At 42.2% G+C, this 13,863-nt stretch carries 10 protein-coding genes; 3 read left to right on the top strand and 7 right to left on the bottom strand.

Annotation, left to right across the window (positions count from 1 at the left end):
* Positions 1-15: 15 nt before the first annotated feature.
* From glgA to gap, 5 genes are all read right to left on the bottom strand, one after another.
* Positions 16-1,443, bottom strand: coding sequence for a glycogen synthase GlgA (gene glgA / locus AC2HW8_RS00815; protein ID WP_015523452.1), 1,428 nt, complete (start codon positions 1,441-1,443; stop codon positions 16-18).
* A gap of 28 nt (positions 1,444-1,471) precedes the next feature.
* Positions 1,472-2,584 (bottom strand): glucose-1-phosphate adenylyltransferase subunit GlgD, encoded by a 1,113-nt coding sequence (glgD, locus tag AC2HW8_RS00810; RefSeq protein WP_484325879.1) that lies wholly within the window; start codon positions 2,582-2,584, stop codon positions 1,472-1,474.
* The gene (locus AC2HW8_RS00805) at positions 2,574-3,785 is read right to left on the bottom strand and encodes a glucose-1-phosphate adenylyltransferase (protein WP_015523454.1); all 1,212 of its coding nucleotides are present in this window, start codon (positions 3,783-3,785) and stop codon (positions 2,574-2,576) included. Before AC2HW8_RS00805 ends, glgD begins: the two co-directional genes overlap by 11 nt.
* Before the next feature lie 72 nt (positions 3,786-3,857).
* Positions 3,858-5,780, bottom strand: a complete 1,923-nt coding sequence (gene glgB / locus AC2HW8_RS00800; RefSeq protein WP_046432441.1) for a 1,4-alpha-glucan branching protein GlgB — start codon at positions 5,778-5,780, stop codon at positions 3,858-3,860.
* A 262-nt stretch (positions 5,781-6,042) separates the two neighbouring features.
* Complete coding sequence (gap, locus tag AC2HW8_RS00795) at positions 6,043-7,074, bottom strand: type I glyceraldehyde-3-phosphate dehydrogenase (RefSeq protein ID WP_118101401.1); 1,032 nt, start codon at positions 7,072-7,074, stop codon at positions 6,043-6,045.
* A 564-nt stretch (positions 7,075-7,638) separates the two neighbouring features.
* Between gap and rny the strand changes: the two genes are divergently transcribed.
* The 3 genes from rny to AC2HW8_RS00780 all read left to right on the top strand — a co-directional run bounded on the left by rny (position 7,639) and on the right by AC2HW8_RS00780 (position 11,602).
* A complete protein-coding gene (gene rny / locus AC2HW8_RS00790; RefSeq protein WP_101070614.1) occupies positions 7,639-9,186 on the top strand; it encodes a ribonuclease Y in 1,548 nt (515 codons plus the stop codon).
* A gap of 763 nt (positions 9,187-9,949) precedes the next feature.
* Positions 9,950-11,200 carry an ammonium transporter gene (locus AC2HW8_RS00785; protein WP_117522758.1) on the top strand — a complete coding sequence of 417 codons (1,251 nt, stop codon included), beginning with the start codon at positions 9,950-9,952 and terminating at the stop codon, positions 11,198-11,200.
* Between the two features lie 15 nt (positions 11,201-11,215).
* Positions 11,216-11,602 carry a P-II family nitrogen regulator gene (locus AC2HW8_RS00780; protein ID WP_015523458.1) on the top strand — a complete coding sequence of 129 codons (387 nt, stop codon included), beginning with the start codon at positions 11,216-11,218 and terminating at the stop codon, positions 11,600-11,602.
* Positions 11,603-11,666: 64 nt separating this feature from the next.
* Here the strand turns inward: AC2HW8_RS00780 and AC2HW8_RS00775 are convergent, their stop codons facing one another.
* Both AC2HW8_RS00775 and AC2HW8_RS00770 read right to left on the bottom strand, forming a co-directional pair.
* Complete coding sequence (locus AC2HW8_RS00775) at positions 11,667-12,110, bottom strand: acyl-CoA thioesterase (RefSeq protein ID WP_117951016.1); 444 nt, start codon at positions 12,108-12,110, stop codon at positions 11,667-11,669.
* 35 nt (positions 12,111-12,145) lie between these two features.
* Positions 12,146-13,807, bottom strand: coding sequence for a class I adenylate-forming enzyme family protein (locus tag AC2HW8_RS00770; RefSeq protein ID WP_484327014.1), 1,662 nt, complete (start codon positions 13,805-13,807; stop codon positions 12,146-12,148).
* Positions 13,808-13,863 lie beyond the last annotated feature (56 nt).

Genomic DNA, 13,863 nt, shown 5'->3' with positions numbered 1-13,863 from the left:
AATTTGACTGCACGATTAAGCCCATTTGAGGGTATCGTTGTAGAGATTGATGTAGTCCTGAGCCGAACGCTCCCAACTGTTGTCGCTCATCATAGCACGCCACATAAGCTGATGCCAACCCTGGTCGTCCTGAATGCCCCACAATGCTCGTCTTACGGCAAGCTGCATATCTGCACATTCATAGTTTTTGAATGTGAATCCATTACCGTAGTTGTCGGCACTGTCGAAAACAGAGTCTTTAAGACCGCCAACCTCACGAACAACAGGAATTGTGCCGTAACGGAGTGCAATCATCTGTGCAAGACCGCAAGGCTCCTGAGCAGACGGCATAAGGAAAATATCTGCGCCTGAGTAAATCTTTCTTGCAAGCTCGGGAACAAAGCCGTGACAGAAGCAAAGTCTGCCCGGATACTTAGCCTGCATATAGTTGAAGTAGTCCTCGTACTCCTTGTCACCTGAACCGAGAATTACAAACTGCATATTTTCTGTGTCCATAAGCTCCTCAAGACCCATTCTTACAAGGTCAAGTCCCTTGTGTGCAACAAGTCTTGTTACCATACCGACCAGCGGAACATCCCAGCGCTGTTCAAGACACAAACGCTCCTGCAAAGCACGCTTACATTCGCCCTTGCCGCTCATATCGTCCTTTGAATAGTTGCGATAAAGCTGATAGTCTGTTTCGGGATTGTAGCTTTCTGTGTCAATACCGTTCTTGATACCGCAAAGCTTGTAATGACGAAGATTGAGTTCGTCATGAAGTCCCCAACTGAACCACGGGTCTTTAATTTCAGCCGCATAGCTTGGAGAAACAGTTGAAACACGGGTAGCTGTTTCGATAGCACCCTTCATCATATTGAGTTTGCCGTTCATTTCAAGAATCTTTGTTTCGGATGCAGGAATGCCGACGCACTCTGTGTTAACTTCCCAGCCGTATTCACCCTGATACTGGATGTTGTGAATAGTGAACAGACTCTTAATGTTATAGTACCATGGTCTGTGTGAATAGAACAGATAGTAGTAAACAGGAACAAGAGCCGTCTGCCAGTCATTACAATGAATGATGTCGGGATGGAAATCAATGTAAGGAAGCATTTCAAGAATTGCACGGGAGAAGAAAGCGAATCTTTCAGCGTCGTCATAATGACCGTAGAGAGTGCCTCTCTTGAAATAATATTCGTTATCAATAAAATAGTATGTACAGTCATTCCATCTTGCCCAGAACAAACCGCAATACTGATGACGCCATGCAACCGGCACGGTAAAGTTTGTGATGAAGTTCATGGAGTTTTTAAGTTCCTGCGGAATTGTGCCGTAAAGCGGAACAACAATTCTGCAATCCTGACCTTTTCTGCAAAGTGTGTGCGGAAGACTTCCTGCTACATCAGCAAGTCCGCCGCTGCCGCAGAAAGGATTAGCCTCTGAAGCACAGTATAAAATTCTCATTGTAAGATTACCTCCTGTTTAAACAACTTTATACAACAGATTTTTTAGCAATATAAATGGGGTACGAATCATATCCCATAAGTGATCGACCATCCTTGATGGTAACATCCTTATCTATGATAACATAGTTGAGGTTGGTATTGCAACCTATTTTTGTGTCCTGCATTACAATACAGTTAGAAAGCTTTGCGCCTTCGCCGACATAAACACCCTTTGAAATAACGCAGTTCTCAACCTCACCGTTGATAACACAACCCTGTGCAATGATTGAATTTTTCACATTGCTTGTAAGACCGTAGCGTGACGGAGCGTCATCTCTTACCTTTGTATAGATAGGTCTTTGCGGATTGAAAAGCTCATCCCTTACTTCTTTTTTCATAAGATCCATATTGAACTCAAAGTAATCGTTGATTGAGCTGATTGCCGCACAGTAACCCTTATTTTCATAAGCATAAATACTGTATTTGCCCAGACTGCTCTGAATAAGTCGCTTTACATCAAGCTGATTAACGCTGATGGCGTTTCGGATTTCACTCATAAGAATGTCTTTCTTGATGAGAATAGAGCCGTATGCGTGGTTGAATACTTCTTTGTCAACAACACCGGGCTTTACAAAAATCTGATTTACCTTGCCGTCATTGTCTACATCAAGGGTAATCGGTCTGTCATAGCCCTGCGGAATTGCATGATTCTTATATATAAGTGTAATGTCTGCCTTCTTCTTTGAGTGGAAGTCAAAAACATCTGTGTAATCAATGTTAGTAATTACATTGCCCTGCGAAATAAGCACATACTCCTCACGGCAATGCTCAATGTAGCCGTGCATATTGTAGATTGTTTCAACAAAGCTTGAAAAAGCCTTGCCGTCATATGGCGGGAGAATTGAAAGATTGCTCCTTCTCTTTGAAAGGTCATATGCACTGCCCGAACCCACATGATCCATAAGTGACTGAAAGTTGCTTTTTGCAACTATGCCTACATTGCTGATACCTGAGTTTGACATATTTGAAAGGTCAAAGTCGATAATTCTGTATTTTCCGCCGATCGGAACGCTTGCAGTTGTTCTTGAAGATGCAAGCTCGGGGATTTTGTCGTCAAGTGTTGCCGCAAAGATGAAACCGAGTACATTATTACTTCTCATTGCCGTCCACCTCCGTGTCGCTGTCTATCATGGTTTTTGCTTTGATAACTGTGTTTTCTTTGATAACGGTATTTGCACCGACAACAGTAATTCCCCAGTCGTCAATATTTTCCGTTTCTTCGGGGTTTTGTCCGACTTTTGCATTTTTGCCTACAACGGTGTTTTCGGCAATGATAGCAAACTGAACCTCGGCACCGTCCTCAATTACCGCACCGGGCATGATGATTGAAGAATTAATCGTAGCATTTTTACCGATTGTAACACCTGCAAAGAGAATTGAGAACTCAAGGTTGCCGTAAACATTGCATCCGTCGGCAACGAGTGAATTTTGGATTGACGCCTCGTTTGAAACATAGTGCGGAGGCATCATCGGGTTTCTTGAGTAGATATCCTTGAGGTCTAAAGTAACCTTTGGATCGAGAAGATCCATATTAGCCTCCCAAAGGCTGTCGATTGTTCCCACATCCTTCCAATAGCCTTCAAAAGGATATGCAAACATACGCTCACCTGCGTCAAGCATGGCAGGGAGGACATCCTTACCGAAATCGTGGCTTGAACCCTCTTTGAATTCATCCTCCGTAAGATACTTTTTAAGTTCCTTCCAGCTGAAAATATAGATGCCCATAGAAGCGTTAGTGCTTTTCGGATGAGCAGGCTTTTCTTCAAATTCGTAGATTGAGCCGTCCTCATTTGTGTTGAGAATACCGAATCTTGAGGCTTCTTCAAGCGAAACATCAATTACCGCAATTGTACAAGCGGCATTCTTTTCCTTATGATATTCAAGCATCTTGTTGTAGTCCATTTTGTAGATATGGTCGCCCGAAAGGATGACCACATATTCAGGATTATAACGCTCAATGTAGTTGATATTCTGATAAATTGCATTGGCTGTTCCCGAATACCAGTCTGCACCGTCAACAGCCTGATAAGGGCTGAGACAGTTTACACCCGAGTGCATACTGTCAAGATCCCACGGCTGTCCGTTTCCTATGTATTCGTTAAGAACAAGAGGCTGGTACTGTGTGAGAATACCTACAGCGTCAATGCCTGAATTTACACAGTTAGATAACGGGAAATCAATAATACGATATTTGCCGCCAAACGGTACGGCAGGCTTTGCAAGCTTTTTGGTAAGCACGCCAAGACGAGAGCCTTGACCGCCGGCAAGCAGCATAGCCACTACTTCCTTTTTTGGAAACATATTAAAATACCTCCGATATTTATTTTATTATCTTTATTAAACTTATTAATTACAGTCTTGTGACTGAAAATATCAATTTTCTTTCTGAGCTTCATCGGGTTCAAGTTCTTTTGCACACCTCAGATAGATTACGCTGAGAGGGGGGAGAGTGAGCGAAAGACCCTGATCAAAACCGTGAATTTTCATTACCTCGGTTTTGATATTATTACCGTTCACAACACCGCTTCCGCCGAAACGCTCTTCATCAGAGTTGAAAACCTCGTCATAAAGACCGTATTTAGGAACACCGATGCAGTATTCGTCACGCCTGATGGGCTGAAAATTACATACCGAAACAATTTCATCACCGTTTTTGTCGGTGCGCTTGAATGCAATAACACTGTTTGTGTAATCGTCATGGTGAATCCAGTCAAAGCCTTTCCAGACCGTGTCAAGTTCGTAGAGCGGCTTGCAGTCAAGATAAAATTTGTTAAGCTCTTTAAAAAATGTTCTGAGCTTTTTATGCTTTTCAAATTCAAGCAAATCCCATTGAATTGCCTCTTCGTGATTCCACTCGTCAAACTGTCCGATTTCAGTTCCCATGAACACGAGTTTCTTGCCCGGATGAGCGTACATATATGTTATGAATGCTCTCACGCCTGCAAACTGCTCGTCATACTTTCCGGGCATCTGCTTTATGAGTGAGCCTTTGCCGTGAGAAACCTCGTCGTGTGAAATTGGCAGAAGGAATTTTTCTGAAAAAGCATAATAAAAGCTGAAAGTAAGACTGTCATGATTGAACGGCCGCCACATCGAATTGAGTGACATATAGTGCAGCATATCGTTCATCCAGCCCATGTTCCACTTGAAGTCGAAACCAAGACCGCCGTCCTCTATTTTATGAGTAAGCTTTGGCCACGATGTGTTTTCCTCGGCAAACATCATAACATCGGGGTGGTACATATGAACAGCCGTGTTGAGTCTTTTTACAAAATCAACAGCGTCAAGATTTTCTTTTCCGCCGAATTTGTTCGGTTCCCATTCGCCCTCGGTTTTACCGTAATCGAGGTAGAGCATAGAGGAGAGTGCGCCGATTCTCAAGCCGTCAATATGATATTTGTCGAGCCAGAACATTGCGCATGAAACAAGAAAACTTGTAACCTCGAATCTTGCGTAGTTGAAAAGGCAGGTTCCCCATGAGTCACGCTTGCTTGTTTTTGGATCGTTGCTTTCATAAAGAGGCGAACCGTCAAACCTTGCAAGTCCGAAATCGTCCGTCGGAAAATTTGACGGAACCCAGTCAAGAATCACACCAATGCCTTCACCGTGAAGCTTGTCAACAAAAGCCATAAAATCAGACGGTGTGCCATAGCGTGAAGTCGGGGCATAGTAGCCGGTTGTCTGAAAACCCCAGCTGCCGTCATAGGGATACTCCATAATCGGCATAAGCTGAACATGGGTATAGTGCATCTCCTTTAGGTAGGGGATAAGCTCATCGGCAAGCTTTTGATAGTTAAAAAAGTTGCCGTCAGGATATTTTCTCCATGAGCCTGCATGTATTTCATAAATATTCATCGGTGACGATGAAATGTTGTTTTCTTTGCGTTTATTAAACCATTCGCTGTCATTCCACGAATAGCTTTCTATATCATATACAACAGAGGCCTGACCGGGGCGGGTTTGAGCATGAAAAGCATACGGATCTGCTTTCATAAGCCTGTCGCCGTATTCGCTTTCAATGCAGTATTTGTATGTACAAAACTCTTTTACACCCTCGACAAACACTTCCCACACACCGTAACCGATGTTATACATATAGTTTGCCTCGTTGTTCCAATTATTAAAATCGCCTGCAACCGAAACGCTCCTTGCGGTTGGCGCCCACACACGGAACACTACTCCGTTTTTGTCGTTACGGTTCACGAGGTGTGCGCCCAAAAAATCATATGCACGCACTGAATCGCCGGTGTGAAAAACTTCAAGAGCCGGTCTTGCCTCGTTAAAGCTGTAATTCATAAGAATTGCTCCTTGTTTAATATCTGTTGTTTGTTGATTGTTTGCTCACACTTATATAATACCAAAATTATATGTCAATTTCAAGCAAATTCAAAAAATTTAAAACTAATTTTTCGTGTATATTTTATAAACTGCGACTAAATGTTACATTTTAAAGCATAATTTTACGAATAAAGAAAAATAAGAATAAATATCTTCCGAAAAAGAAAACAAAAAGGGCTGTCCAAAAAGGACAGCCCAAAGAATAATCTGTAAATTCAGATTAGCCAAGCTCAGCGAAATACTTAATTGTTCTTACCATCTGGCTTGTGTATGAGTTCTCGTTGTCGTACCAAGAAACAACCTGAACCTCATAAAGATCATCAGCAATCTTTGATACCATTGTCTGTGTAGAATCGAAGAGTGAACCGAATCTCATACCGATTACATCTGAAGAAACGATCGGATCTTCGTTGTAACCGAATGACTCAGAAGCAGCAGCCTTCATAGCAGCGTTGATACCTTCAACTGTTACATCAGAACCCTTAACAACAGCTGTAAGAATTGTTGTTGAACCTGTCGGAACAGGAACACGCTGTGCAGAACCGATGAGCTTACCGTTGAGTTCAGGAATTACAAGACCGATAGCCTTTGCAGCACCTGTTGAGTTAGGAACGATGTTAGCAGCACCTGCTCTTGCTCTTCTCTTGTCGCCCTTTCTGTGAGGACCGTCAAGAATCATCTGATCGCCTGTGTAAGCGTGGATTGTTGACATGATACCGCTCTGGATTTCTGCATACTTGTTAAGTGTGTCAGCCATAGGAGCGAGGCAGTTTGTTGTACATGAAGCAGCTGAAATGATTGTATCGTCAGCTGTAAGAGTCTTTTCGTTTACGCTGTAAACGATTGTCTTGAGGTCGTTGCCTGCAGGAGCAGAAATAACAACCTTCTTAGCGCCGGCATCAATGTGAGCCTGGCTCTTTGCCTTTGATGTATAGAAACCTGTGCACTCGAGAACTACATCAACACCGAGTTCGCCCCAAGGAAGCTCAGCAGCGTTTGGCTTAGCGTAGATTGTGATCTTTTTGCCGTCAACGATGATTGAGCCTTCGCCGGCCTCAACTGTGTGAAGGTTTTCACCGATCTTACCGCAGTAGCCGCCCTGTGCTGTATCGTACTTGAGAAGGTTTGCGAGCATAGCAGGATCTGTAAGATCGTTGATAGCTACTACTTCGTAACCCTCAGCACCGAACATCTGTCTGAAAGCAAGACGACCGATACGGCCGAAACCGTTAATTGCAACTTTTACTGACATAAAAAAATTCCTCCTAAAATTCTAAGGTGCTTCTATTATATTACATTTTTTTCATTTCTTCAATAGCTTGACAAAAATTTAACGAAAAATTTTTGAGCTTTTTACAAATACGGTAAAAAACACGGTCACATTTTGCTTTTTTAAGGCAAATTTAAGCTGTAACCGTCAAAAAGCTGTAATCTTTTTTATTTCCGTAATAATTATCTGCAAAATTCCCGTGCTTATTCTTGACAATTTGGTTATTTTATTATAAAATTATATCGTCCGCTGATGCGGATTTTGGCAAAAGTACAGTTTTTGACTTTTGCGACTTTTTTAATCAGACTCTTTAAAAGAGCCGTTATATATAGATATTTTTTGTAATTTTTATGGCGTTTCGCCTTTTGAAACGCTCTGTGCAACCTGTACGGTGTTTTGCGGTTGCGTATGTATATATAATGTATTAAAAATATTTACAAAGTAAAAATGAAAATTGAATATCTTTTTAACGGCACCTTTAAAGTCTAATTGATTGGGAACTGTGAAATATTAAAAAATCAAACTAAGGAGGTGTCCAGATTGCCATTGTGGATAAGTATTATCTGCATTGTCGCCGCAGTTGTTATCGGTGCCGGTGCAGGTATTTTCCTTGGAATTGCCATCCGCAAAAACACAGCCGAGAAAGAAATCGGAAGTGCTGAGGAGGAGGCAAAGAAGATTGTGGCTGATGCAATCAAAACAGCCGAAGCAAGGAAAAAAGAAGTAGTCCTTGAGGGTAAAGACGAGGTTCATCGTTTCAGAAACGAGAGCGAGAAAGAAATTTCCGATCGACGCAAGGAAGTTCAGCGTCAGGAGAGAAGAATCCAGCAAAAGGAAGAAACTCTTGACAAAAAGCTTGACAATATGGAACGCAAGGAAGAAAAGGTCAACAAAAAGCTTCGTGATGCAGATGCAAAACTCGAAGAAGTTGAAACTCTGAAAAAGAGCCAGTTTGAAATGCTTGAAAAAATTTCGGGCTACACGGCAGAACAGGCTAAAAGCTATTTGCTTTCACAGCTTGAAAATGAGCTTGCTCACGAGAAGTCGGTTAAGATTATGGAATATACCGAACAGCTCAAAGAGGAAGCAGACGACAAGGCAAGAAACATTATTTCGCTTGCAATTCAGCGACTTGCAGCTGAGCAGGTTTCAGAGGCAACAATTTCGGTTGTTCCTCTGCCCAATGACGAGATGAAGGGCAGAATCATCGGTAGGGAAGGCCGTAACATCAGAGCCATCGAAACTCTTACGGGTGTTGATCTTATTATTGATGATACGCCGGAGGCTATCACGCTCTCATGCTTTGAGCCTGTAAGAAGAGAAATTGCAAGAATTGCACTTGAAAAGCTTATTGCAGACGGCAGAATCCATCCCGCAAGAATTGAGGAGATGGTTGAAAAGGCAAGAAGAGAGGTTGAATCCGAAATCAAGCGTACAGGTGAGAGAGCCGTGCTTGACGCAGGTGTTCATAACATTCATCCGGAGCTTGTCAAGCTTCTCGGCAGACTTCGTTACCGTACAAGCTACGGTCAGAATGTACTTGATCACTCTCTTGAAGTTTCATACATTGCAGGTATGATGGCGAGCGAGCTTGGTCTTGATCCTACAATTGCTAAGCGTGCGGGTCTTTTGCACGATATCGGTAAATCCATTGACCATGAGGTTGAGGGAACACATATTCAGATTGGTGTCGATCTTGCCAAAAAGTATAAGGAAAGCGACGCTGTTATTCACGCTATTCACGCTCACCACGGTGATGTTGAGGCGAGAACAATTGTTGCCTGTCTTGTACAGGCGGCAGATGCTATTTCAGCCGCAAGACCGGGTGCAAGAAGAGAAAATGTTGAAAACTACATTAAGCGACTCCAGAAGCTTGAAGAGGTTGCGTCTTCTTTTGACGGTGTTGAGCGTACCTTTGCAATTCAGGCAGGCCGTGAGGTTAGAGTTATGGTTAAGCCCGAAATTGTAAATGATGAGCGTATGATTCCGCTTGCAAGAGATATCTGTAAAAAAATCGAAGAAGAGCTTGAATATCCCGGACAGATTAAGGTTAATATTATCCGTGAAAGCAGAGCGTCCGATTTTGCAAAATAAAATATCTTGATTTTAACTACGGTTGACAGGACTATGTTGACCGTAGCTTTTATTTTGTAGGGACGATATTATCCGCCAGTACGGCGAGCCGCCGTACCTGATTCGTGTAGATAGGTTCATTAAATGAAAAATTGAAAATTGAAAATGGAAAATTGCGGTCGGGAAGATGGTTTGCAATATAAAAAAACATATTATGCCCGAGCGTAGTATAGTAGCTGTTTGCACAATTTAATGTAGCGGCGAACTGTGTTCGCCAATCATTTCGTGTGCAAACACGAAATGAATAAATCGCAATTGTATTTTTATATCATAACTATCTTAAACAAATAATTTATATTAAGTCGGTTTGGTTTTGTAACCAAACCGATCGGCGAACGAAGTTCGCCGCTACAAACGCTACAAAGAATATGCTGTAATCAAAAAAATAATTTGCAAGAAAATTAAATAAACTTGCAAAAATTAAATTTGTGCCGTAGCTTAGATTTTTGACCTGTTATTGTAAACTGTAATTTAAAAAACAGCAAAAAACTTTAAAAAATATTCAAAAAAGTATTGACAATCGGTTAACAAGGCTTTATAATTCAAGACAGTAAGGCAAAGGTCTTACGAAGTTTTCGGAAAACTGAATATAAAAAGGACAAGGAAGTTCACTTTGGTTTCTTCTGATTTTGCAACAAATTTTTAAAAACTTGCAAAATCGGATAAAAACATTGTGAGCTTTATTTTTTTGCTTCGGCAAAAACGGTTTATGTGGAGGTTAAAAATGGATTCAGGAAATATAGGCTTTGTGCTGCTTTGTGCGGCTTTCGTATTTGTAATGACTCCGGGTCTTGCAATGTTCTACGGCGGTCTTGTACGAAAGAAAAATGTTGTAAATACAATGATGACATCAATTTTTATTATCGGTATCGGAATTGTTATGTGGGTGCTTTTCGGTTATTCGCTTTCGTTTGCTCCTTCGGGAAATGCTTTTATCGGTGATTTCCGTTGGCTCGGTCTTGAGGGTGTTTCACTCACGGAGGGCTACACGGATGATGCGTCGATTCCGAATATGGTATTCTCTGCGTTCCAGATGATGTTTGCCGTAATCACCCCTGCTCTTATCACGGGTGCGGTTGCAGGCAGAATGAAGTTTAAGTCAATTTTCGTTTTCACAATTTTCTGGTCGCTTATCGTTTATTATCCGCTCGCTCACATGGTGTGGGGACAGGGAGGACTTTTAGGTGCAGACGGTATCGGTGCTCTCGACTTTGCAGGCGGCGATGTTGTACATATCAGTTCGGGTGTTTCGGCACTTGTACTTTGCATACTCCTCGGCAAGCGTCACGATTATGAACATTCAATTTACAGAATTCACAATATCCCGACAGTTGTACTCGGTGCGTCGCTCCTTATGTTCGGTTGGTTCGGCTTTAATGCGGGTTCTGCACTTGCCGCCGACGGTCTTGCGGCTCACGCATTTATGACAACTGGTGTTTCAGCCGCAGCCGCAATGCTCTCGTGGATGCTCTGCGATGTTATCAAGAACAAAAAGCCTACGCTTATCGGTGCAAGCACGGGTATGGTTGCAGGTCTTGTAGGTATCACACCCGGTGCAGGCTTTGTTCCGATGTGGGCGGCAGTTATTATCGGTTTGACAACAAGCCCCGTTTGCTATATTATGATTTCATACGGCAAGAAAAAATTCGGCTTTGACGATGCGCTTGACGCATTCAGCTGTCACGGTACAGGCGGTATCTGGGGCGGACTTCTCACAGGTGTGTTCTCATGCACGGCAATCAACAGCAGTGCAGGTAACGGTCTTGTGTACGGTGAGTTTGCACAGTTCGGTGCTCAGGCGGCAGGTATCGGCATCACAATTGTAATTGCGGTTGTCGGAACACTCATCTGCTACGGCATCACAAGACTTCTTACAGGCAAAATCAGGGTTGACCTCAGAGATGAGCTTATGGGACTTGATGTTTCACAGCACGGTGAATCTGCTTATCCGTCATTTAACGGTCTTGACAACTAACGGAGGTTTTAAAGTATGGAAAACAATAACGATATTCAGCTTATAAAAATAGAGGCCGTTGTTCGTGAAGAAATGTTTGTAGATGTCAAAAAGGCTCTCACGGATATCGGCGTAAACGGAATTACAGCGTATCAGGTTGTAGGCTGCGGAATTCAGCGAGGTATGTCGGAGTATGTAAGAGGACAGAAGGTTGATGTTCAGGTCTTGCCGAAAATCAAGTTTGAAATTGTTGTTTCTTCCGAAGAATGGGAGAGAAAAACAATTGAGGCAATCAGAAAAACAGCCTTTACGGGCAACCCGGGTGACGGTAAAATATTTACCTACTATCTTAAACAGGCGGTTAAAATCCGTACGGGAGAAACAGGCTACGATGCAATTCAGACTCCCAACTTTGATGACTGATATTTTCCTATATCAAAAAAGTGCGTACCAAAATTTGGTACGCACTTTTTGCTTGTAAAATTGTTTATCTTCTTATTGTAATATCTTCCGTATCGACAATGTTGTCACGAAGTCGATTGTAATAATCGGGATTTGAATGCTTTATGCTTATCGGTTTTAGCTCGGGAGTTGCAAAACAGTGTGTTGTTCTGCCTGTTGCAGAAAGTTCTCCGTTTTTATTGTTGAAGATTTTATAGTCAAAAATCATTCTTGAACCCGTAAAAAATACAAGGCTTACTTCAACGGAAAACTCATCGCCGAATTTAAGCGGCTTTTTGTAACGGGCATATGCGTCAACATTTGGGATATACAATCCTTTTGACTGCATTTCGGCAACATCACAACCGATGTCGTGCATATACTGAATTCTTGCATCTTCAAAATATCTGATATAATTTGAGTGATGAACAATGTTCATACAGTCTGTTTCATAGTATGAAACCTTTGCTTTGTATAATTTCTCGGTCATATTTTCTCCATTACATATATACGGAAAATCCGTAATTATTTTTTAAGCAACAAACCGTTTTTAAGGTCCTCTGCTGCCTGTTTTTTTATTACAAAATGCTGTTTCTTGCCTGTAGCGGTTTGCGGAAGATCGTTGACAAAACGGTAGTATCTCGGAGCCTGATATTTTGAAATATTCGGTGAGCTGTCGCAGAAATTGATAAGCTCGGCAACCGTAAGACTTTCGTCGGCCTTGATTACATATGCCGCAACGCACTCGCCTCTTGTTGAATCGGGAACACCTGTTACGATACATTCCTGAACCTTCGGGTGTGAGTTGAGAATTTCCTCAATTCTTGCAGGATAAATATTTTCACCTTTGCTGATAATCATATCATCTTTTCTGCCTGCAATTGTAACAAACTGCTCGCTGTTCCAAGTGCCGATGTCGCCTGTGTACATCCAACCCTTGTAGAACTTGTCTTTTGTAGCCTTTTCGTTATTTACATAGCAGTAGGTAGTTTTGTTCGGACATTTGATGATGATTTCTCCCTCTGTTTTGTTATCGCAGGGGACTGTGTCATCGGGCTCTGCTTTTCTGTCGTCATAAACATTTACAAGTCTTACCTCATCATCTGTGCATGATCTGCCTGCCGAACCTGCCATTTCAGGAAGGTCATACGGACGAAGAAATGTATTCCAGAAAGATTCTGTTGTGCCGTAGCCGTTAAAAATGTTGGGGGAGAGAAGCTCCTGATAGCGGATGCAAGCGGCTTTTTCAAGCGGACTGCCCATGGTAATAATGCCCTTGAGCGAAGAAAGGTTTTTCTGATGTTTTTCCTGACGGTTTGCAAGCATCTCAAGAGTTGACGGAACACCTGTTATGAATGTAATGCCGTATTTTTCGATAAAGTCCATGCAGCTTCTCGGGTTGAATGTTCTCATAATCACAAGACACGCACCTGCATAAAGGGTAGGTGTAGGACCGCCCGAATGAATACCGCCACGGTGAAACCACGGCGTCATGTTCATCGTAATGTCAACGGGTGAGAGCGGAAAGTGCATAATTACATCGTGAGCCGAAAGAACTTCGTTGATTGCGTTAAGCGGAACGCCCTTCGGAGTGCCTGTTGTACCTGAGGTCTGAAGTCTTAAAACCTCGTCATAAATATGTGGTGCATAGTCAACAGGCGGATTTTCGTAACTGCTGTCCTTGATGTAATCGTCAAAGAAAATGTGTCCTTCGGGAAGAGTTACTTCCTTTTTGGAATTATTAACGCAGAGAATCAATTTTGGCTTATGCTCGCAGATTTCAAGAGCCTGTACGGCTGTTTGCATAATGTCTGCATCATAAACATAAACAACAGGCTTGTTGTGTCCCATAATTTCTGCGGTTTCGCCCGGTGATAGGTTAAAGTTAGCGGGATTTGAGATTGCACCGAGTTTCTGCGGCGCAATGTAACCGAACAAAAACTGCGGTGAGTTGTAAAGCTGCATAAACACGATGTCGTTTTTTTTGACGCCGTCTTTTTTCATAGCGTTTGCAAATCTGTTTGCATCGGCATTAAGCTCTTTGTAGCTCCATGTTCTGCCGCTCTGAGGATCAATTGCGGCAGGTTTATCCGAAAAGCGTCTTACATTTCTCATAAAGCCGTTAAGCCATGTAAATTCACTTTCAAATGTTTCTCTGAACATCTGTGAATCATATGTTAAATTCATAATATCCCCCTGTCCTATTATGTATGGGTGTACATTATTTTATACACACATATGTG

The sequence above is a fragment of the Ruminococcoides sp. genome (genome assembly GCF_057037865.1).
This window is presented reverse-complemented; position numbering and strand designations above follow the sequence as displayed.